We start from the raw sequence: 22386 nt of genomic DNA on the forward strand, positions 1-22386 counted from the left end.
GAAATCAGAATGACGAATTTTAGAGCCATCACGAATCACACGCCTGCCATGCTGTTTGCTCAGCATGGCGTTCGTCATTCGTCATTCGCCATTCGTCATTCCCGCGCAGCGGGCTTCACGTTGCTCGAAATCATCGTCGCCATGTCACTCTGCATTCTCATCATCGGCATCGCCACGATGAGCATTTCCGGTGTGCGGGATGAGGACAAGCTGCGTCGCGCTGCCGCTGTTATCGAAACCACGGCGCGTCAGAATCTGCTTCAGGCGCTCAACAGCCAGCAAACCGTGCGCATGGAGCTTTCTGCGGGCGCTTTTGGTGCCAGCGAGGAATTCAGTGGCATGCTGCAAGTGCGCCGTGTGGGTGAAAACGCCTTCCGTGCACCCAAACGCGGTGAGGCATGGGAATTTAGTCCCACCGGCATCTGTGAGCCCATCGAAGTCCGTCTCAGCGGCACGGCGGGCCAGATCGAGATCGGCTTCGATCCGCTCACCGCGTGCGCGAAACGCAAATCCATTCAGGTCAAAGGATGAAACACTTGCTTCCAGCACTAAGCATGACGCCTCGCGACAGCGTTCTGGAGTGCGCCAGTCCTCTGGCGCTTTCGAGCGTCCTGCGGCCTGCGCAAAGCTCCAGAGGGCTGGAGCACTCCAAGACGCTGGCGCGTGTTCGTCATTCCAGCGGTTTTGCGTTGCTCGAAGTCATCCTCGCGCTTGCGCTGTTTGCGCTCGTTTCCGTGGGCATGACGCAGGCCATCGAGGGCATCGCCAAGACCTCCAATGACTCGCGCCGTGAAGCGCAGGTGCTGCGCGTGCTGGAGTCCGTGCTCGCTGAAGTTGCGCACCAGCCTGAATTCAAAGCCACCAGCGTCACCTTCAACCCCACCGCCGACGGCATTGATGCCAGCGCCACGATTGAGAAGGTCAAACTCATCACCAAGGACAAGGTCGAGCTCGACCACATGTTTCGCATCCGCGCCGAAGCATGGATCACTGACGGGCGTACGCGGCGCATGAAACGCAGCATGGAAACCTATGTGTATTCGCCCAATAGCCCGATCTAAGGCCGCGTTCACGCTGCTCGAAGTCATCATGGCCATGGCCCTCATCGGCATGATTCTCGGTGGCGTCTATGGCATCGCCAATGGAGCCATTCAGATCTCCAAATCGATGAGCACGGCCCGCGTGGCGGAGACGCGCATCAGCAACTTCGTCACGCAATGGCGTGATTACCTCGAAACCATGCCGCCCGGCATCCAGCTCAGCGTGGGCGTCGAAAAAGCTGCGCGTGGTTCATCCGGCAACCTGTTCATTCTCGGCGGCAAGATGCCCTTCGTCTGGAATCGTGCGCTGAAGCTCGCCGACGCGGTTGAGTTCGGCATCGTGCGCAATCCTGGCACCAAAGACCTCAGTCTTGTCGTCCGTCACCTCAAGCATCCCGAGAAAGCCCGCACGCCTGATGAGTTCACCACCATCGCCGAACTCCCGATCCTGGAAGGTCTCAAGCAGATGCAGTGGCAGTTCTATGAACCCGTCGAAAAGAAGTGGTTCACGAGCTGGGATCCCAAGAAGCGCCCGCAGCCGCCGCTCTTCATGAAGCTCAAGTTCGCCTTCACCGCCGATCCTCGCGAACACGAATACACGTTCTGGATCGCGAATGACCTCACCCAAGTTTCCGCACCGCAAACTCCACCGCCGACACCCAACCCCTAACGCATCACATTCGTGATCCACCTTCGTTCCAGCACTCTCAACAACCACGGCTCCGCGCTCATCGCGGTGTTCTGGATGATTGCGATTCTGGGCATGGTCATGTTTGCGGGTGCCAAGGCCTTGCAGGCCGACACGGAGTTCACCCGCATGATGCGCGGACGCATCTTCGCGAAGCGTTATGCCGAGATGGGTCTCGAAGTGGCCCGGCATCCGGCGATTCAGCAGGATGATCCGCTGCTGCACTTCACCTCGAACGATGGCGGCGGCTACAACGTCACACTCGTGGCCGAAGAAGCCCGTTTGAACGTCAATCACCTCGTGCAAACCGGCGACAAAGTGCTGCTGCGCCGTTTGTTCACCCGCTGGGGCTTCAAGCCGGATTTTGTCGCCGCGTTGTGCGATGGACTGAAGGACTGGGTTGATGCGGATGAAAATGTCAGCCTCAACGGTGCTGAAAAGCGCGAGTATGCGAAGATGGGATTCGAGGGCATGCCGTTCAACCGTCCGTTCAAAGAGGTGGAAGAGATGCTGCATGTACGCGGCATGGAAATCGTGAACTCCGAGCGACCCGACTGGCGCGAGTGGTTCACCGTCTTCGGCGATGGGCGTGTGGACGTCAACGATGCACGGCCTGAATTGATCTCGCTGCTCGCCGATGTGCCGATGGAGCGTGTGCAGCCGCTGCTGACCTTCCGCGCCGGACGCGATGGCGCTTTGCGCACGCAGGATGATCAGCGCCTCGGCAGCGTGCCGCAGGTGGCGCAGATGCTGGGTGTGTTTCATCCGCAGATCGTCGCGCAACTGACGCAATGGATTCAATTCGCCGGGCCGATCCGACGCATCGAGAGCATCGGCTCGCTCGGTCCGCTGCAACGCAAGCTCATCCTCATCACGCAAGGCGGCCAGGCCGTCTGGCGCGGCGAAATTCCTGCTCATGGCAAAGACACGTAAACCCTCCTGCGAGCTACTGCTCCCTTCGACGCACGTCTGGCAAAGCTGGATGGGTGCGGAGGGCGCGTCATGTCAGCTCAATGGCGAACAGACCGCCGAGGGCGGCGTTTTTGGCAAAGAAGCGCAGCGTCGCGTGCTGGCGCTGCCAGCCACGCATTTCTGGGCGCTGCCCGCCTGGCTCAAAGGCCAGCCGGAGCATCTTCGCAGCATGGCGCTGCTGCATCTGGAGCGTCTGGGCGTCAAATCCGAGGACGATGAGGCCAGTGTGCAGGTGCGGAACCTCCAGGGCAAGGAAGGCGCGTATCTCACCCGCATCCTTGCGCTCAAAGATCAACCCGTGCCGCTGCGTGATTCGACGCGACTGCCAGATGAGGTCACGCTGCATGCGCTGTGTTATCCGCTCGTGCAGAACAGCGTCACGATCTTCCGTGAGCTGGATCGTCTCGTCGTCGCCATCACCAGCGGTGCGCAGTTGATCTACTGCACGCCGTTGTCGGCAAATCGTCTGGATGGCAATGCGCTCGCTGAACTGAACAACATCTCCCTGCAACTTGGTTTTCAGGGCGTGCTCGGTCGTCTTGAAAGCATCGTGCTGTGGATTGATGAGGGCGACATTGCTCAGATCCAGCGCATCACCGGTTTGACCGCCTACCGCTGCGACATGCCCGCGCCAACGATGCCGACGCGCGGCTCCAGCCTGCTCATGCCGCAGGATGTCATTGCCGCGCGTCAAAGCCAGTCGAGCCGGGCAAAGACACGCTTGATGGCGCTCACCGTCGGTGCGTTGATCGCCGCCGCGATCGCCCTTGTTGCCACGCTGACTTCGCTCGCCTTGCAGGAGCGCAACATACTGCGGGAAAAAGTCGCCGAACTCACACCACGGTCCTCACGCGTCATGGATCACAGGAAGGCCTGGCAGGAGGCCGCGCCTGCGGTTGATCCTTCCACCTGGCCGCAGCAGATGCTGCTGCACTGCATGGAGCCAGAGTCATCGAAGGAAGTCAGCATCACGCATTGGGAATGGACGCCGGACCGCATCAGCATCCGCGGACGCATGCCGAATGCCTCGCTCGCGCTGCAATACACCAAGGAGGCCTCCGAGATCGAGGCGCTCAGTGCTTTCGGCTGGGAAATCCCCGCGCCGGTCATCGCCAGCGACAACAGCGCCACCTTTGAAATGAAAGGAGCCCGCGGCGAATGAAGAAGAGCGAAAAAGTGCTGCTTGGCGTCTTCGCCTTCCTGTTCCTCGCCATCATCGGCGGCGGCGGGCTGATGTTCGCGTTCAAGAACTACATGGCCATCCGCGAGGAGAATGAATCGCTGCGTGATCGTCTCGCGGAAATGAACCTCGCCATCTCGCAGGGCGCGGATTGGGCGGACAAGTATGGCTGGCTGGAGGAGAAAGTGCCCGGCTTCACCAGCCGTCAGGAGGCTTCCGCCAAACTGCTCGAAGCCATCACCGCCGAGGCGGATAAAGTGGGTTTGAGCATCGGTGGCAAAGAATTTATCGAGGAGGCAAAGGTGCTCGGTCCGGACGGCCTGCCGGTGGATGACACGCTCGGCTACTTCGATCACGCCGCCGTGAAGATCACGCTCGCGGGCGTGTCGGAGAAGGCCTTCTTTACTTGGCTGCACGCCTTGCAGCAGCCGCAGAGTTTCCTTGGCATCAGCCGACTGCTCATCAACCCCAGTGGCACCAACAAGACTGTGAACTGTGAGGTCGAGTTCACGCAGTTTTACCACGAGACAACCGTGCCCAAGGTCACCAAAGCGAATTAACTATGAAAGTGCTCAGTGCTCAGTTCTTAGTGCTCAGTCTGGCGATGAAAGTCGCCACTCTCGCGCATGCGCAGGAGGTGAAGAAAGACAAGCCGCCGGCATCATTTCCGAAGCTGGAGCACTTCGTCGCGTTGTGGGAGCGCTCCATCTTCACCACGAAGGATCTGCCATCGCCAGATGCGCCCGCCGGTCCGAACTTTGCCGATTCGCTCAGCCTCTCCGGCATCTATGAGATCGACGGGGGCGTGGTCGCCGTGCTGGTGGATCGTACCACCTCACAGGTGATGGAGGCACGCATCGGCTCCGAGAATGAGATGGGTGTCAAGATTCGCCAGGTCACACCCGGAGCCAGCGTGGACAAGACGCGCATCCAATTGCAGAAGGGCGATCAAGCTGGCTGGGTGAGCTTTGCCGATCTCGCCACCAGTGCACCCCCAGAAGAGATCCAGCGTGCCGGACTTCCCACGCAGGCCCCCGGCATGGCCGCCCCAGCTTTCAATCAGGGCATGCAGCGGCCACTCCGCTCGCTGCATGCAGCTCCCGCGCCCGCACCTGCCGTGCTGCCGAACAATCCCATCCTGCCACCACCTGCCGCACCGGCTCCACCTGCTGCGCAAGTGAACGACGTGCCGCTACCGCCGCCGTGAGGCAGCACGACTTGTTTCACGCTTGTCGTGGAGGCTTTGCATGAAAGCTGCTTGAGCCTGCGCTGAATGCGATCTAGCGACGTCTGCGTGCGCCGAACAGAAACATGCCGGTGCCCAATAGCACCAGCAGCGCGCCGGAAGGTTCGGGCACGAGTGCGAAGTTGTTGCCCACGACGAAACTTGCCACGTTCGCGCCGATCGCCTGCCCGTCCGTGGTCGAAGTGCCGAACTGATAACCGCCATAGATGCCGCTGAGCGCCGCTTCGTCCGCCGCCTGGCTGAAACTGGTGAAGTTGCGGATGAGATCGGTGCTGCCGTCGCCATTGATGTCGCTGCCGAGGCTGAAGGCGACGTTGTCACCGAGATAGGAGGCGAGCACTGCGGCGGCGGCCTCGCTGAGCGTGCCGCCGAGCGCCACGTATTCGGGAAACGAGGGGGAATTGATCAACGGTGCCCAGGCCGCATCCACATCGGTGCTGGCATTGCCATCGGCATCGCCGTTCGCGATGGCCGTTTCGGGGCGCCAGAACTGCGTGTCATAGCTGGTGGCCATCGCGGTGATGCCTGCGTCCGCCATCGCCACATTCACCGCAGCAAACAAACGTGCCGTGTCAGTGACGACGAGTCCGGCGCTGGTGGCGGCGGTTTGCGCCACCTCATTCCACATGCCAGTCGTTTTCACCGTGCCATCGCCTGCCGCCCAGAAGTAGGCCTGGTTGGTCTGGTCGGAGGTGCGCGTGAGGCTGAAGGAAGAACCGATATCCTTTACCTGATTGTAGTCGGTGGCGTACTGGCCCGTCAGCAAATACGACGCGATGGAACCACCCGGCAACGAACTCATGTAGGCACCCGTTCCTGGAATCGCAAAGGTTCCCACCGTGCCCCAGCCTGGCAGCAAGGCCCCGGCAGCGGAAGTTTGGGCCCAATAACCGACGGTTCCCACTGGCGAGTAGGGCGTGCTGGCCGCCGATGACGCTCCATCCGTCGAGCGCCAGGTCAGCATGTCATTCGCGATGCTGATCCCCCAGGCGATACCGTCGTCTTTCGCCTGTCCGCCGGCAATCGCGCCAAGCTGCGTGTTGTAAAGCGTGGTGAAGGCCGCGCTTGATCCAGAATAAAGGCTCTGCAGCACCGTGTTGGCCGCTGCAGCCATCGCCGCCTCGTAGGAGGCACCCAACGTGCCGCCGCTTGGCGCACTGTAACTGCCGAATCCGTAGGTCTGATAGCCGCCGCGAATGCTTTCCGCCGCATTGTAGATCGATGTGTGCAGAAGCGCCAGATCACGCGCCATCACCGGAGCCTCGGTGCTCGTGCTCATCGTGGAAAGCGCCAGCGCATTCCAGTCCGTGACAAGGTCGGCACGCACCGGCGTGACCGAAGTCAGCACCAGAACGGAGCTTGCCAGCAGGCGTAAAAAATGGCGGCGAAAGGGGGACATCGCGAAGAGAGAGTCGAACTGTATTATAAATTCCATAACTCAGCAATTTATTTCCCCTTCCTTTATCTTTAGCTTTTCCCCCGCAGCTCCCCTGGCCCAGGAAATTGCCTTTGACCTTCGCCATTGCAGCCGGACACTCCGCCTCGTTACGACAGGGGCGTCCCGCGCAGGGACTGAGACTTTCCGCAGGGAAAGAACCCTCCGAACCTGATGCGGGTCATGCCGCCGAAGGGAGTTCGCTCGGAGGATCATCTCAGTCTTGGGCCACGACGCTCAATTTTTTCTGGATCTATCAACCATCAACTTTCAACCATCAACCTCTCCAATGATCGCCGACCCCAAGACCTCCTTCGAACCCCATTCCTCCGAGCAACTGCCCGCCTCCTCCCGCGTGTACCTCCCTGGCATCATCCATCCTGAAATCCGCGTGCCGATGCGTGAGATCAAGCTTTCGCCCACCAAGTCCTTCAATGGCCGCATTGAGGTCAATGAACCTGTCCGCGTCTATGACTGTGCCGGCCCCTGGGGCGATCCCACATTCAAAGGCGACTCCTCCGAGGGCCTGCCAGCCCTGCGCGAACCTTGGATCGCCGCCCGCAACGACGTCGCCGCCTATGATGGCCGCGAAGTGAAACCGCAGGACAACGGCTACCTCAGCGGCAAGCACGCCGAATTTGCCAGCACCGCCGAGCGCAACCGCCTCGTCGAATTCCCCGGCCTCAATGGCGAACGCCGCCGCCCGCTCAAGGCCACTGGCCATCCCGTGACCCAGCTTTGGTATGCCAAAGCCGGCATCATCACCCCTGAGATGGAGTTCATCGCCATCCGCGAGAACATGAAGCGTGCTCAAATCGCCGACTTCACCAACGACATCGTCCGCAACGACCTCGACAAGCAGCACGTCGGCTCCTCCCAGGTCCAGACCGACTACACCCCAGGCATCTTCAAGCGCTTCCCCCAGCGCATCCCGAACGAAATCACCCCCGAGTTCGTTCGCAGCGAAGTCGCCGCCGGCCGCGCCATCATCCCCGCGAACATCAACCACCCCGAGTGCGAGCCGATGATCATCGGCCGCAACTTCCTCGTCAAAATCAACGCCAACATCGGCAACAGCGCCGTCGCCTCCAGTATCGAGGAAGAGGTCGAAAAAATGCGCTGGGCCACCAAGTGGGGCGCGGACACCGTCATGGACCTCTCCACCGGCAAGAACATCCACGCCACCCGTGAATGGATCCTGCGCAACTCGCCCGTGCCCATCGGCACCGTGCCTATTTATCAGGCGCTCGAAAAAGTGAACGGCAAGGCCGAGGACCTCACCTGGGAACTCTTCCGCGACACCCTCATCGAGCAGGCCGAGCAAGGCGTCGATTACTTCACCATCCACGCCGGCGTCCTCCTCCGCTTCGTCCCCATGACCGCCTCCCGCATGACCGGCATCGTCAGCCGCGGCGGCAGCATCATGGCCAAATGGTGCCTCTCCCACCACAAGGAAAACTTCCTCTACACCCACTGGGACGACATCTGCGACATCATGGCCGCCTACGACGTCAGCTTCTCCATCGGCGACGGCCTCCGCCCCGGCTCCATCGCCGACGCCAATGACAAAGCCCAGTTCGGCGAACTCGAAGTGCAGGGCGAACTCACCAAACGCGCCTGGGCCAAAGGCGTCCAGGTCATGAACGAAGGCCCCGGCCACGTCCCCATGCACATGATCGAGGAAAACATGGCCAAGCAGCTCGAATGGTGCCACGAGGCCCCCTTCTACACCCTCGGCCCCCTCACCACCGACATCGCCCCGGGCTACGACCACATCACCAGCGGCATCGGCGCCGCCATGATCGGCTGGTATGGCTGCGCCATGCTCTGCTACGTCACGCCCAAAGAACACCTCGGCCTCCCCAACAAGGACGACGTTAAAGTCGGCGTCATCACCTACAAACTCGCCGCCCACGCCGCCGACCTCGCCAAAGGCCACCCGGGCGCCCAATACCGCGACAACGCCCTCTCCAAAGCCCGCTTCGAGTTCCGCTGGGAAGACCAGTTCAATCTCTCCCTCGACCCCGTCACCGCCCGCGAATACCACGACGAAACCCTCCCCCAGGACGGAGCCAAATCCGCCCACTTCTGCTCCATGTGCGGCCCCCACTTCTGCTCCATGAAGATCACCGAAGACGTGCGGAAGTATGCCGCCGAACAGGCCATCTCGGAGGAAGAAGCGCTCCAGCGTGGGATGGAAGAGAAGTCGAAGGAGTTCGTTGAATCTGGCGCAGAGGTCTATACCTCAGCAAAATAGGTCATATAGGCCCTATAAGTCCTATTCAAAGAAGCTCCCGCCATGCCTCCTGACGCCCCAGAACCAGAAGGCTTTCTCCCCCAGGGCGGCAACTACCAAGAACTCCTCAGTTACAGGAAGTCAGAGATCATCTACGACTTCACCTTCCGCTTCTGCGAGCGCTTCCTCAAGAAAGGCGACCGCACCATCGACCAAATGGTGCAGTCCGCCCGCTCCGGGAAACAAAACATCGGTGAAGGCTGCAAAGCCTCCATCACCTCCGCCGAGATGGAGCTCAAGCTCGTCAATGTCGCCCGCGCCAGCCTGGAGGAACTCCTCCTCGACTACCAGGACTACCTCCGCGTCCGCGACCACGCCCTCTGGGACAAGAACAGCAAAGAAGCCCTCTACGTCCGCAAACTCGGTCGCACCCCAGATGAGTCATACGAGACCTATCGCCAGTTCATGGACACCCGCCCGCCCGAAGTCCTCGCCAACATCGCCATCTGCCTCATCCACCAAGCCAACTACCTCCTCGATCAGCAACGCCGCAGGTTGGAGAAGGACTTCGTCAAAAAAGGCGGCATCCGCGAGCAAATGACCAAGGCCCGCCTCGACTACCGGAAAAAGCAACAGTCACAGCCCCCGAAGCCCCCACCTAGCAAGCGATAGGTCCTATAAGACCTATTCTACCCCGGCCCACCACCCCTCGTCATCTCAAGCCATGCCCAGCAAACTCGACAAGCTCATCCATAAGAAGCCTTCTCCTGTGCCCAACAAAAAGAAGGCCAGGAGGCCCGGCGCTGCCGATGACATCAAGCTCCCCGCCGATGGCGACTGGCGCACCACGGACGAAGACGAAATCAACCGTCGTCGCCTGCGTGCTCGCGAAGAGGCGATGCAGGTGACGAACCTCGCACCTGAGTATCCTTTGTTCTCAGACTTCCGCGTCTCATCGGCCAGCGGACAGCCTTACACCGTGCAGATTCATGATGTGGCGCAGCGTCACTTCGCTTGTTCGTGCATGGACTTCCGCATCAATGCGCTGGGCACCTGCAAGCATGTCGAGGCCGTGCTTTGGCAGTTACAGAAGCGCTTGGGCAAAGGCTGGCAGGCCGCCGTGGAGCAGGGATCACCGCGTGCCGAGATCATGCGACATCGCAGCTCGCCCACACTCATGGTGGGCGGTGAGCGCAAGCGTCTGCCAGCAAAAGCAAAACTCCTTTTCACCAAAGACGGCGTGTTGTCCGCAGACGTGACCGTCGAGGACGCATACGACATCCTCGCTCCGCTCAGCGGCGCTGCGTTGCGTGTCTCGCATCTCATTCCGCATTGGCTTGAGCGGCGTCGCCACGCCGATGAGCGCATCACCCTGCGGCGCGATTACGAGCAATCCGTCGTCAGTGGCGATGCTCCTGCACAGGTCACGCTGATGCCTTTGTATCCCTATCAGCGTGACGGCATGTTGCACCTCGCCTTCACCGGTCGCGCCATGTTGGCTGATGAAATGGGCCTTGGTAAAACCATCCAGGCCATCGCCGCCTGTGCGCTGCTGCACCGGCTCGGCAAGGCCAAGCGCGTGCTCGTCATCTCACCCGCATCGTTGAAAAGCGAATGGGAGGAACAGATCCGCAAGTTCACCACGCTCGATTACCAGATCGTCTATGGCGGCCGCCGCGAACGCGCGAAGCACTACACGAAGGACGCACCCATGTTCACCCTCATGAACTACGAGCAGGTGCGCAGCGATGTGCTCGACATCAATGAACGCCTCGCGCCCGACATCGTGGTGCTCGACGAAGCGCAGCGCATCAAGAACTGGGCATCGAACACCGCGCGCTCCATCAAAATGCTGCGCAGCCCCTTCGCCTTCGTGCTCACCGGCACTCCGCTGGAAAACCGCATCGACGAGCTGTATTCGCTCGTCGATTTCCTCGACCCCGAAGTCTTCGGCTCGCTCTTCCGCTTCAATCGCGAGTTCTACGACCTCGATGACAAAGGCCGCCCCGAGGCTTATCAAAATCTGCGCGAACTGCACGAGCGCGTGCGCCCGCTGATGCTGCGTCGCCGCAAAAGCGATGTCGAAGACGAACTCCCCGAGCGCACCGACGAGAACCGCTTCGTGCCCATGAGCGAAGAGCAGGCCGCCGCCTATGAAGACCCGCAGTATCAGGCCGCGCAGCTCGCGCATATCGCCAAGAAGCGCCCGCTCCGTAAAGAGGAGCACGAGCGCCTCATGATGAACTTGGCGAAGATGCGGATGATTTGCGACACCGTCTTCATCCTCGACAACGAAGCACGCGAGTGCCCGAAGCTCGATGAACTGCGCAGCATTTTGGAGGACTGCCTCACCGAGCCGGAGGTGAAAGTCATCATCTTCTCCGAGTGGGTGCGCATGTTGGAACTCGTGCAGGGACTGCTCAAAGAAATGAAGATCGGCTACGCCCTGCACACCGGCCAAGTCAGCCAGAAGCGCCGCCGAGTCGAGATCATGGCCTTCAAGCAAGACCCGGCCTGCCGCATCCTGCTCTGCACCGAAAGCGGTGGCTCAGGACTCAATCTGCAAAACGCCAGCGTCGTCATCAATTGCGACCTGCCATGGAATCCCGCCAAGCTCGAGCAGCGCATCGCCCGCGCCTGGCGCAAGCATCAGAAGCGTGCCGTCACCGTCATCAATCTCGTCACCGAGAACTCCATCGAGCACGGCATGTTGGACACGCTGGCGATGAAGCAGGGACTCTCCGACGGCGTGCTCGACCTGCGTGGCAACCTCGACCGCATCAATCTCAAAGGCGGCGGCCAGTCCTTCATGAACCGGCTGCAAGTCATCCTCACGCCCGCACCGGAGAAGCTCGCCGCAGTCAAACCACCAGCACCCGCCGACCGCCCGCAAGCCCTTGCCAAGCAATGCCAGCAGCTCCTCGGCCAGCACCTCGTCTCCTGCGAGGAGCGCTTCGCCACAGACGCCCTCGGCAGCACCATCGCCATCATCGTGGATCGCGATGCCGAAGCCTGGAGCCCCCGCCTCAATGAACTCCATCACCAACTCTTCAAAGACGAGCCCAGTGATGAACCCACCCGCCTCCTCGTGCTCGACCGCGCCACCCTCGCAGCGCTCGAAGCCATGCAAGCCGCCGGTCTCATCCAGCGCAGCGAACGCGCCAGCCGTCCGCTGGATGGCAGCGCACCCGCCGCGCCGACAGCCATCGCGTTAACCGAAGAAGAAAAGCAACGCCTCGCCGACATCGCGCCCAAGCTGGCTCACCGTCTCAAAGTTGCCAAAGCCCTCATCGCCGCCGACCTCCGCGATGACGCCTGCACGCCCTTGTCCGAAGCCCTCACCCACGCCTGTGAAATCCTCAGCGTAAAGCAACGAACCGCCCTGCCAACCACAAGCCAAGACCTCGTCCTCCGCCCCTGGATCGAACTCTGGTCCGCCCCCGTTCGCGAAGCCCTACGCTGCGCTGCCAGCGATACCGATCCCACGCGGCAAACCCTGCTCATCGCCGAATGCGAGCGTGTGCTTATTGAGAGGTGAATAGGCGTCACGCTTGCTGAAAAATAAGACTTCTGACATCTGTCATCTTTTACCATCAACCAGTCCTCGAAAACCAAGGAGGTCACCGCCACATCACGCTCGGGAACTTCTTCGCCACCGTCTGCCGATGCTTCGGCCATTCTAGGCTCACGCGAGAATGCCTTTTACCACCTGCCCATGCACATCTGTAAGGCGGAACTGGCGGCCCTGATAACGGAAGGTGAGCGCTTCGTGATTGATACCGCAGAGGTGCATGATGGTGGCCTGCATGTCGTGGATGTGGACAGGATCGCTCACGATGTTCCAGGCAAAGTCGTCGGTCGCCCCAAGCACGGTGCCCCCCTTGACGCCGCCGCCGGCGAGAAACATGGAGTAGGCACGGCCAAAGTGGTCGCGGCCAGCAGGCTTCGCGGAGTCACCCTGGCCGAAGGGCGTGCGCCCAAATTCACCACCCCAGACGACCAGCGTGTCGTCAAGCAAACCGCGTTCCTTGAGATCCAGCATGAGTGCGGCGCTCGGTGCGTCGGTATCCCGGCACTGTTCGGCCAGTTGGGTGAAAAGATTGCCATGCTGATCCCAGCCGGCATGCATGCACTGCACAAAGCGGACACCGCGCTCGAGGAGGCGGCGCGCGATGAGACAGTTGTTGGCAAAGGTTCCCTTCACCAGCGCATCGGGGCCGTAGCGCTCGATGACATGCTTCGGCTCCTTTGAGAAGTCGAGCAGGTCGGGCACGCTGGCCTGCATCTTGTAGGACATTTCGTATTGGGCAATGCGCGTGTCGATCTCCGGGTCGCCATAGTCACTGAGGTGGGCTTCGTTCATCGCCCTGATGTCATCCAGCAGTGTGCGGCGCTGATCGCGGCTCATGCCCGCCGGGTTCTGCAGGTAGGGCACGGGATCACCGACATTGCGGAAGCGCACGCCTTGATAGCGACTGGGAAGAAAGCCGCTGCCCCAGTAGTAGTCGTAGAACAACTGGCCGCAGGTCTTGCTCTTGTCTGACGAAGTCATGGCAACAAAGGCAGGTAGTTCCTCGGTATCACTGCCGAGACCGTAACTGAGCCAGGCACCCATGCTGGGACGTCCAGGGACTTGCGACCCGGTCATGAAGAACGTGACACCTGGAGCATGGTTGACCGCTTCGGTGTGCATCGACCGCACCAGGCAAATGTCATCGGCCAGGGCACCGATGTTTGGCAGCATCTCGCTGAACTCGGTGCCGCATTGGCCGTAGTGCTTGAAGGGTTTGATCGCCGGTGTGATGGGCCACTTTTTGTAGCCCGATGACATGGTGGAGAGCTTTGTGGTGCCGCGCACGCTGTCAGGAATGTCCTGGCCAGCCATCTTGACGAGCGTTGGCTTGGGGTCGAACAAATCGACATGCGACGGCCCTCCACCCTGCCAGAGGCAGACGACGCGTTTGGCCTTCGGAGCAAAATGAGGAAGATTTGGCAAGCCCAGCTGCCCGGCATTGGCTGAATAGCGGCCGAGCAGCGATGCCAGCGCGATGCCGCCGATGCCTTGTGCAGTCGTGCCAAAGAGCTGACGGCGGGTGACCCGCTGCTGGTTGGAGAGAAGTTCCTGGAACATGAGGTGATGGAGTTTTCGGTTATTCGCGAGTGAGTGCTTCATCGAGATTGAAAATGGCAAGGCACACAGCGGTCAAAGCGGCGTGCTCGGCGGTATCAAGCTTTTCGTTCTTCGGTGCCGTGCCGATGGCGACGACCTCCGCGGCGGCTTTTGGATCATCTTTGTAGATGGCGAGCTGCCGGTCGAAAGCCTTGCTCAGTGCGGACAAATCGCGCGCGGTGGGCTTTCGTCCGAGCACGGAGCGCAGGGCGAAGGTGAGTCTGGCTTCCGTCTCGGTTGCGCTTTCCATGCTGCGGGCAGCGAGCACGCGCGCGGCTTCGGCCCACGTCGGATCATTCAGCGTGGTGAGAGCATGCAGCGGTGTGTTGGTGATGTTCTGCCGCACTTTGCAAACCTGGCGGTTGGATGCGTCGAACATGTTTGCAGGTCCGACGGTGCGCCGCCAGAAGGTGTAGAGACTGCGGCGGTAGAGATCCCTGCCGGAGGAAGCGGGATAAGTGAAGTCGCGCTCCTTGGTGATGGCGAGGGATTCCCAGATGGCATCCGGTTGATAAGGATATACGGGCGGTCCTCCGACCCGCGTTTCAAGCATGCCGCTCGCCGCAAGCGCGACATCACGCAGAATCATCGCAGGTGCGCGGAATCGTGCGCCACGAGACATGAGACGGTTCTCTGGATCGCGCTGCAGAGCCTCGCGTGAGACGCGGCTGCTCTGCCGATACGTCGCACTGTTCACGATGAGCCGCACCATGTGCTTCTGGCTCCAACCCTGTTCACGAAACTCAACGGCGAGCCAGTCGAGCAGTTCCTGATGAACGGGCACCTCGCTCTGCACGCCGAGATCCTCGACAGTCTTCACGATGCCGGTTCCGAAGAAATGCTGCCAGAGACGATTCACCTGCACCCGTGCTGTCAGCGGGTGTGCCGGCTGGAAGAGCCACTTTGCAAAACCGAGGCGGTTGTTGGGCGAACCTTCAGGCAGACGTGGCAGAAAGGCTGGAGAATTCGCAGTGACGTCCACCGTGGGATTCAAATAATCCCCACGGCTCAGAAGTTTAGTCTGCCGCGGCTGACTGTCCGACATGATCATCACCCTCGGCAAAGTCGTGCGGAAATCATTCAGCGCTTTTTCCGCAGCCTTCGCGGCATCACGCGTTCTGGTCACGGCAAGAGGCGCGGAGTTTTTTGTCACGTAGTCCCGCAGCTTTGCGGCATCCTCCTTCGTGCGCTCACCCTTTTTCAGGATCGCGGAGATATCATCCGGCAGAGCAGTGCGCGTGGCAGGCAATGTGGCTGATGTGCCCGAGATGCGAAATCTTCCCAGCAAATGCTGCTTGTTCGCTGACTGAAACTCAAACGTCAGCACCATCTCCTCGCCCGCACTGGCAGTCACAGGCTCTGCCGTCTGCACCGTCAGCACGTAAGGCTTGTTCGTCTCGGGGTAGAATGCCCACCCTGTATTGCTGTCATCGTCGATCACGCCCGCAGGCGAAAACCCCGCCTGCGAATAGGTCGCCGCTGCTGCTGTAAAGCGGACCACACGATTACCCACCTTCAGTTTCAACCCTGTGAGCACGGCGTTCCCGCTATCACCATGTCCCGCACCTTTCTGCGGCAGTCGTCTGTCCGGTATGGTCTCGATGCGAAATCCCGTTAAGCCGGCGATGCTCGCCGGAAGCGTGATGGTGTAGTCGCCTTTGTCAGGTGCTTTGCCCTCGGCAAAAATCGAGAGGTCGTCGAGGACGTTCAGCTTCAATTCGCCGGTGGAAACCGCGGCGGATGGCCGAAGCGCGGTCCATTCCACGACGGACTGGGAAGTTAAATTTTTCTCCGTCGCCTCATACGCGGCCTTCGTTTCCTTGGAATTCGACACTTCATTTTCTGCTGCTTTTGCACTGGCATTTGCCGCCTCCAATTCTTTAAGCCTCGCCAGTTTCTCCTCAGAGCCAACCGGTATCGAAGGTTCAGCCACGCGGTATTGTCCGCTGCCGCCGGGCACTCCCCGTTCCGGCACATTATTGAACATGGCCAGCAGCCCATAGTAGTCGCGCTGGGTCAGCGGGTCGTATTTGTGATCGTGGCATTGTGCGCACGCTATCGTCAGCCCTAGCCAGGTGGTCGCGGTTGTGTCCACGCGGTCGAAGAGAATGTTGAAACGTTGCTCCTCGGCAATCGCACCGCCTTCTCCGTTGAGCAGATGATTACGGTTAAATGCGGTCGCAACCAGCTGATCGGTCGTTGGCTTTGGCAGCAGATCACCCGCGAGCTGTTCGATGGAAAACTGGTCAAACGGCATGTCCGCATTCAGTGCCCGCACCACCCAGTCGCGCCACACCCATTGGAAGGTGTCGCCATCCTGCTGAAAGCCGTTGCTGTCCGCATACCGCGCCGCATCCAGCCAGGGCAGCACCATTCTCTCGCCATAGTGCTGGGACTGCAGCAGACGCTCGACGACCTTCTCATAGGCATCCGGCGCGGTATCGGCGACAAATGCATCCACCTCCGCAGGTGTGGGCGGCAGACCGATGAGATCGAGCGACAGACGACGAAGCAGCACCTCGCGCTCGGCCTCGGGCGCAGGCTGCAAGCCGTTGGCCTCCAGCTTCGCCAGCACGAAACGATCGAGGTCACGACGCGTCCAGCCGGTCTTTTTCACCACCGGCAGAGTCGCCTTAACTGGTGCTGTGAAGGCCCAGTGCGCCTCGTATTTCGCACCTTCGGAGATCCATCGCTTCAGGTTGTCCTTTTGCTGCTGCGTCAGCATCCGGTTTGACTTTGATGGTGGCATCTGTTCATCGGGGTCACTGGCGAAAATGCGACTGACCAGCGCGCTCCTGGCTGCATCACCGGGAACAATGGCGGCTTCTCCCGACTCCATGGGCTTCACTGTCTCCTCACGCACATCAAGTCGCAGGCCGCCTTTACGTTTATTCGGGTCCTGCCCGTGACAGTAAAAGCAGTTCTCAGCGAGGATGGGCCTGATGTCGCGATTAAAGGAAAAATCAGCCGCAACCATCGGTGATGCGATCAGTAGGGTGATACCAAGGATTGTGACGAGTTTCATGAGCAAGCGTGCATCGTGGAGATGCACATTGAAAAGAAGCAACGCAGTTCCAGGAAAGAATTATTCATCTGCCAGGCTTCGAACAAGTCATCTCACCAGAATGCTTGCCTCTGAACAGCGAGACGAGCAGCGGGGCAGTGATGGGTTGCTGGATGGTTCACTCATCCCAGTCGAAGGCGATCCTGAAATGGCTGGTAAAAGATGGTGGGTAAAAGATAAAGCCATCGAACTCCGGCATCTTTTACCCCTCATTTTTTACCATCAATCAGGAATCATGATCAGCGCCACATCACGCTCGGAAACTTCTTCGCCACTGCCTGCCGATGTTTCGGCCACTCGCGGGTCAGGAAGGTCGGCCAATCAGTCGTTGTGGCCAATCGTTTGCCATCGGGCGTGCAGAGCAGGAGTTGCACCGGGAGGCGGCCTTCGCAGAGCGTCGGGTGTGCAGTGAGGTCGAAGCATTCCTGGAGCTTCACTTGGGCTTCGGGGGTGTCATTGACGTAGCTGACTTTGACGGTGCCGCCGCTGGGCCAGGGGATCGAGAGGGGCGCTAACTCATCGAGCCAACTGACTTGGCCATTATCCAAATGCTGATGGAAAGAGGAGATGAGGGGCGCGGCTTGGGCTTCTTTGGCGAGGGAGAGCCCCTTGAAGGCACGGGCGAGGCTGGCGGTGAGGGCGGCTTCGTCGAAGGGGGTGAACTCCAGCTCGGGCAGCGTGGCGTGGACGAGGTTCACGCGGGCGATGAATTGCTTCAGTCGGTGATCCATGAGCGGCAGATCGAAGGCTCCGGCGTGGTGCGCTTCGGCGAGGCAGCGGCCGCTGGCGACGGGATCGAGGTCGCGCTGCTGGGCTTTTTGCTCGATGACGAGATCGCGGTAGCGCACGAGTCGCATGGCGGCGACGCGCTTGTTTTGGGCATCGAAGAGGTGCTCGATGGTGGTGCTGAGATGCTGCGGGAACATCTCGGCGATCCACGCAGGCTGCACAGAGGTGGCGAGGCTCAGCAGGGTCTGGCGCGAGGGTGTTTCGCGCAGATTGGCGGCGACGAAATAGGCGGCGTCGATCACCACGCTTTCGCGCACGAGCTGGCCTTGGCGTTGATCGGTGAGATCGCACTCAGGCTTGCCGGGAGTGCGACGTTTGGCGAGTTGATCGACGAAACCGGCCATGAGGCAGCGCAGCAGGGCATCGCTCGGTTTAGCGGAACCCTGATTTGCACCGCAGAGATGGGACGGTCGCAGAGGAATGCCATCTGAGTCAGTCCTCTGCGTCCGTCCATTCTCTGCGGTGAAGGTTTGATTCAGCGCCTCCTTAGCGGGTGCGGCATCGCGGTCGTAAAGGCGCTGCTGGTGGGCGGCGTGCAGGATTTGCTGAAACGTCTGCTCCACCTGTCGTGCGACTTGCGCGTTGATGCCGTAACTGCGGCAGCGATCAAAGCTGAAGCCGTTCGCTTTGGCGAAGTCGTAGGCTCGCATCAGCGTGATGAAGTCGGAGTCCGCGCTGTCCTCGAACATCTCGCGGGCGGCTTTGGTTTGCGCATCATCGCGATCCAGTCGCGCGAGCAAATCGCGACCACTCACCAAAGCGGCACACAAGGCGGCATCGGGCACGCAGCCGCGCTGGCTGGCCTCGATCAACATGCGCGAGTAGCGCGGGTGCATGGGCAGGCGCAGCATTTGGCGACCGATGAGCGTGAGGTCCGCATCCAGCAAGGCCCCGAGCATCGTGAGCAGGCGCTCGGCGCGCTCGACGGCCTGCGGATCGGGTTTGTCCAGCCAGTCAAACGTGGCCGCCTCGCGAATGCCGAGCGAGTGCAGCAGCAGCACGACCTCCGCAAGGTCGCTGCGCTGAATCTCCGGCGTGTTGCGCTCCTCGCGGTCTTTGTGGCCGATCACGGTCCACAAGCGATGACAAGTGCCCGGCGCGGTGCGTCCCGCGCGGCCTTTGCGCTGATCCGCACTGGCGCGGCTGATGGGCTCCAGCAAAAGCGTGCCGATGCCGCGCTCGGCATCGTAACGCGCCACGCGGGCCACGCCGCTGTCCACGACATGCCGAATGCCGTCAATCGTGATGCTGGTCTCCGCGACGTTGGTGGCGACGATCACTTTGCGCAGCGCGTTCGGCGCAAAAGCGCGGTCCTGCTCCTGCGGTTCGAGTTCGCCATGCAAAGGGATGCAGGCCACGCGTTCCCGCGTTCTCAGGCCACGCAGAGCATCGAGCGTGCCCTGGATCTCGCCACGGCCGGGCATGAAGACGAGGATATCGCCGGGGTCTTCGTCTTGCAGGATGCGCTCGACCGCTTCCGCCGCCTGCACGGTGATCGGACGCTGGTCAGGCATCGAGAGATAGCCCACCTCCACCGGATAACTTTGCCCTTCGGAGATAAGAATCGGGCATTGATCCAAATACGCCGCCACCGGCTCCGCATCGAGGGTCGCCGACATCACCACCATCGCCAAATCCGGCCGCTGGGTCTGCTGCAAATGCTTCACCAACGCCAGCGCGACATCGCTGAGCAAGTTCCGCTCGTGAAACTCATCAAACACCACCGCGCCGATCTTCGACAGCGAGCGATCATCCTGAAGCCACCGCAGCAGAATGCCCTCCGTGACAAAACAGATGCGAGTGCCAACGCTCGTGTGGTCATCAAAGCGAATCTGATAGCCGACCTCCGCCCCGAGCCGACTCTCACGCTCCCAAGCCACCCGCGTGGCCACCGTGCGAGCCGCGACGCGTCGAGGTTGCAGCACCACGATCATCTTTTCACCCGCGATCCCCGCATCCAGAAGCATCTGCGGCACCTGCGTGGTCTTCCCCGATCCCGTCGGAGCTACGAGCACCAAGCGATTGCCGCCCCGCAACGTGCGCAGGATGTCAGCGTGGATTTTCCAGATGGGAAGCGCGGTGGAGGCAGGCATGTAGTGGGGCACGGAGGCTAGGCCTTCGGGTGGGGAATGCCAACGCGAAGCTGACCTACCACAATGGGCTCAATCGTCGGCTCATGAATGTGCATAGGTATGATGTGAGGGACCTGCCGACGCGAGGAAGGGCGAGTTCCCTCAAAGCACAGTCACTTCGCAGGCCGATTCACCCGCAGGAGCTGCCCGTTCAGAGCGCCTGCATTACGAATGGTCTCGTCTATCCTTTGTGCCAGGGCTGCGGTGTCGTGATCCGTGGAGCAGACGATGATGCCTTGGTGTTCGGCGTTTGTGTCCCGGTGCAGGCGTAGGAAATGCAGGCGATTGAAGGTCAGCACCGCGCGTCCATCGTTCTTCGCAAACTCCAGCACTTCCTCGTCCGGGATTCTCTGATTGGCACGGCCAGCTTCCGCAGAGGTGAGCACATCGTGGCCCAGCTCACGCAGCGCCACGACGACGCGACGGTCGAAGTTCTCGTTGGAGTAAAGACGGGCTGGCATGGCGGATCAGGCTTCCTCGTTTTCGCGGATTGCGTTCTCGACCTCAGGCTTGTTGCCTGCAACATAGGCCCATGCTGCGGCCAAATCATGGCGCTTGAGGCTCGGATAAGCATCAAGCAGTTCTGCTTCGGTGGAGCCGAGCCGTCGCGATTGCTCCAACGTCCAGACCGGAATGCGGGTGCTGGCGATGCAGGCATCACCGCCGCAGATGTTCTCCGTCTTCTCGATTCCCTGAGCTGCCTCTTGAACATAGCCTGCACGACTAGCAGAGCCGCTGTCCGCCATCACCAGCAGCACATGACTCCGCCCAGGCCGTAACCACGCTGGCAGGGGCGACAGCAATCGCACACTGCCGTTGGCACTGATCTCAATGTCGGTTTCAAGGGTGTTCATGGTGCGAGTCTAGGACAGGTTTGGGAAAACGTAAAGCCGACGCTAAGCAGGTGAGGGGCGATGGATTCCGTTTCACTCCACCGCAGCCGGACGGAAGCGCTCGGCAATCCTCTCCACGCCACCGCGTTTGCCATGCACAGGCTCGTGGCTTTTCGTGGCCGCATTCCATCCTGTCTGCGTCGGATACGGATAGATCGGCATCTCCCACGAGGTCTTGCCGTTCTCGGCGTGGCGGCCCTGCAAGGCGACGGGCGCGGTGCCGGTCTCGCGCCAGGCTCGTACGGCATCAAGGAGGTTCGGCGGTTGATTGATGCCGGGGCCGCCGCCGTGGGCGAGGCCGGGGACGACGTAGAAGCGGAAGAAGGACTGGGCTTGGTCGAGTCCGCCGAGGCGCTCGATGACGCGTTCGTAGTAGTCGATGGAGGCGTGGTAGGGCACGACGGAATCGGCGGTGCCGAGTGTCATGATGAGCTTGCCGCCGCGCTTGGCGAAGGCGCTGAGGTCGGGGTTCTCGGCGTTGAGATAGGGCGCGAGCTTGGCGGTGTAGGTGTCGATGTCCGCGCCGAAGTTGAGGCCCTCCATCTTCTTGTCTTTGCCGAAGACCCATTGGAAAAGATACAGGTGCCCGTGCGAGGCCTCGATGGAGCTGCCGAGCGGGATGCCGTTAAAGATGCGTTCGCCAGTCACGGCATGGCGTGGGCCGTCGAAGAGCTTTCGCAAGGCTGCGGCGTGTTCGTCAGTGAGCGTGGCGTCCTTCTTCCGCGCCAGTGCGATGACTGCTTCGATGTCCTGCGCGGTGCAGCGCGGATCGGCGACGAACTCGCCTGCGGCGATGGGGATTTCGCGCGAGGCCATGAATTCATTCGCGGCGGCGATGACGCTGGCATCTTGCGATTTGGTGAAGGGGCACTTCTTCAAAATCTGATCGTTCCACAGGAAGTAAGCATGCAACGGCGTGCGACAATGCGCGGCCACGGCAGCGGCGATGCCATCGTAATCCTCGGGATAACGCTGCGCCTCCTGCAAGGCCTGCTGGCCGCCCGTTGAGCCGCCGCTGAAATACGACAGCTCCGGGTCCTTGCCATAGTGCGCCTTCACGATCTGCTTGCCCACGACGGTCATGAGATGCGTGGCGCGATAGCCGAAGTCCTTCCACACTTCCTCATTGCCGATGCCGGAGTCCGAGTTCGGTGCCGTGCCCATGTCCGTCGTCGCCACGGCGTAACCCGCCGCGCTTGATGCCGCGAGGCTGCCGGAATTGATGCGACCCGCCGCACCACCATTGCCGAGGCCGAGAAAGCGGGCGTTCCACTTCTCCGCATCAGGTAGCCAGACTTCGACGTTGATGTTCGAGCCTTTCGCGGGATTCAGCACCAGCTTGACGATGGTCTTCGTCGCGGATGCATCGCGCTCCACGGTGGTGATGGTGCCTGCGTCGATCTTCAGTGCGCGGAGAGTTGCCAGTTTGGCATCGGCGGCGTTCGGCGGCTCGCCGAAGGCTGAGAAACAACTGAGCAGCGCAATAATGGCGAGGGATGTGAATTTTTGGGTCATGGGAGTGGGCAAGTTCAGGGGAGGAG

The 22386-nt window shown here is 60.9% G+C and carries 17 protein-coding genes and 1 riboswitch; of the genes, 10 read left to right on the forward strand and 7 right to left on the reverse strand.

All coding sequences use genetic code 11. The features are described 5' to 3' along the window. Positions 1–48: 48 nt before the first annotated feature. Genes ACKVY0_RS19620 through ACKVY0_RS19650 form a run of 7 tightly spaced genes read left to right on the forward strand, consistent with a single transcriptional unit; the run spans position 49 to position 5087 of the window. Entirely contained in the window at positions 49–531 is a 483-nt protein-coding gene (locus ACKVY0_RS19620) for a Tfp pilus assembly protein FimT/FimU (RefSeq protein WP_409216535.1), read from the forward strand. Positions 532–554: 23 nt separating this feature from the next. Next, entirely contained in the window at positions 555–1061 is a 507-nt protein-coding gene (locus tag ACKVY0_RS19625; protein ID WP_409216536.1) for a type II secretion system protein J, read from the forward strand. Then, positions 1033–1710, forward strand: coding sequence for a type II secretion system protein (locus ACKVY0_RS19630; RefSeq protein ID WP_409216537.1), 678 nt, complete (start codon positions 1033–1035; stop codon positions 1708–1710). The genes ACKVY0_RS19625 and ACKVY0_RS19630 overlap by 29 nt, the downstream gene beginning before the upstream one ends. A gap of 12 nt (positions 1711–1722) precedes the next feature. Continuing rightward, positions 1723–2661, forward strand: a complete 939-nt coding sequence (locus ACKVY0_RS19635) for a general secretion pathway protein GspK (protein WP_409216538.1) — start codon at positions 1723–1725, stop codon at positions 2659–2661. Next, entirely contained in the window at positions 2645–3862 is a 1218-nt protein-coding gene (locus tag ACKVY0_RS19640; protein ID WP_409216539.1) for a hypothetical protein, read from the forward strand. Before ACKVY0_RS19635 ends, ACKVY0_RS19640 begins: the two co-directional genes overlap by 17 nt. Next, complete coding sequence (locus ACKVY0_RS19645) at positions 3859–4440, forward strand: hypothetical protein (protein WP_409216540.1); 582 nt, start codon at positions 3859–3861, stop codon at positions 4438–4440. The genes ACKVY0_RS19640 and ACKVY0_RS19645 overlap by 4 nt, the downstream gene beginning before the upstream one ends. 2 nt (positions 4441–4442) lie before the next feature. Further along, a complete protein-coding gene (locus tag ACKVY0_RS19650) occupies positions 4443–5087 on the forward strand; it encodes a hypothetical protein (RefSeq protein ID WP_409216541.1) in 645 nt (214 codons plus the stop codon). Between the two features lie 73 nt (positions 5088–5160). Here the strand turns inward: ACKVY0_RS19650 and ACKVY0_RS19655 are convergent, their stop codons facing one another. Further along, positions 5161–6525: a vanadium-dependent haloperoxidase gene (locus ACKVY0_RS19655; protein WP_409216542.1), complete on the reverse strand. Its 1365-nt coding sequence runs from the start codon at positions 6523–6525 to the stop codon at positions 5161–5163. A gap of 143 nt (positions 6526–6668) precedes the next feature. After that, positions 6669–6777, forward strand: a riboswitch (TPP riboswitch). 73 nt (positions 6778–6850) lie between these two features. Between ACKVY0_RS19655 and thiC the strand changes: the two genes are divergently transcribed. The 3 genes from thiC to ACKVY0_RS19670 are packed head-to-tail and all read left to right on the forward strand — an operon-like array spanning position 6851 to position 12335. Further along, on the forward strand, positions 6851–8818 hold the full coding sequence (gene thiC / locus ACKVY0_RS19660) for a phosphomethylpyrimidine synthase ThiC (protein WP_409216543.1): 1968 nt from the start codon (positions 6851–6853) through the stop codon (positions 8816–8818). A 42-nt stretch (positions 8819–8860) separates the two neighbouring features. Beyond that, positions 8861–9469 (forward strand): four helix bundle suffix domain-containing protein, encoded by a 609-nt coding sequence (locus tag ACKVY0_RS19665; protein WP_409216544.1) that lies wholly within the window; start codon positions 8861–8863, stop codon positions 9467–9469. A gap of 52 nt (positions 9470–9521) precedes the next feature. Next, entirely contained in the window at positions 9522–12335 is a 2814-nt protein-coding gene (locus ACKVY0_RS19670; protein WP_409216545.1) for a DEAD/DEAH box helicase, read from the forward strand. Positions 12336–12482: 147 nt separating this feature from the next. Here ACKVY0_RS19670 and ACKVY0_RS19675 read toward each other — a convergent pair whose 3' ends face one another. From ACKVY0_RS19675 to ACKVY0_RS19700, 6 genes are all read right to left on the reverse strand, one after another. Further along, the gene (locus ACKVY0_RS19675; protein ID WP_409216546.1) at positions 12483–13928 is read right to left on the reverse strand and encodes a DUF1501 domain-containing protein; all 1446 of its coding nucleotides are present in this window, start codon (positions 13926–13928) and stop codon (positions 12483–12485) included. A 19-nt stretch (positions 13929–13947) separates the two neighbouring features. After that, entirely contained in the window at positions 13948–16992 is a 3045-nt protein-coding gene (locus tag ACKVY0_RS19680; protein WP_409216547.1) for a PSD1 and planctomycete cytochrome C domain-containing protein, read from the reverse strand. Between the two features lie 278 nt (positions 16993–17270). Beyond that, positions 17271–19913 (reverse strand): ATP-dependent RNA helicase, encoded by a 2643-nt coding sequence (locus tag ACKVY0_RS19685; RefSeq protein WP_409216548.1) that lies wholly within the window; start codon positions 19911–19913, stop codon positions 17271–17273. Between the two features lie 152 nt (positions 19914–20065). Then, entirely contained in the window at positions 20066–20413 is a 348-nt protein-coding gene (locus ACKVY0_RS19690) for a DUF5615 family PIN-like protein (RefSeq protein WP_409216549.1), read from the reverse strand. 6 nt (positions 20414–20419) lie between these two features. Next, the gene (locus tag ACKVY0_RS19695) at positions 20420–20806 is read right to left on the reverse strand and encodes a DUF433 domain-containing protein (protein WP_409216550.1); all 387 of its coding nucleotides are present in this window, start codon (positions 20804–20806) and stop codon (positions 20420–20422) included. 72 nt (positions 20807–20878) lie between these two features. After that, positions 20879–22360 carry a tannase/feruloyl esterase family alpha/beta hydrolase gene (locus ACKVY0_RS19700; protein ID WP_409216551.1) on the reverse strand — a complete coding sequence of 494 codons (1482 nt, stop codon included), beginning with the start codon at positions 22358–22360 and terminating at the stop codon, positions 20879–20881. Between the last annotated feature and the right edge of the window lie 26 nt (positions 22361–22386).

The organism is Prosthecobacter sp. (genome assembly GCF_046154365.1).
In the GTDB taxonomy this organism is placed as follows: domain Bacteria; phylum Verrucomicrobiota; class Verrucomicrobiia; order Verrucomicrobiales; family Verrucomicrobiaceae; genus Prosthecobacter.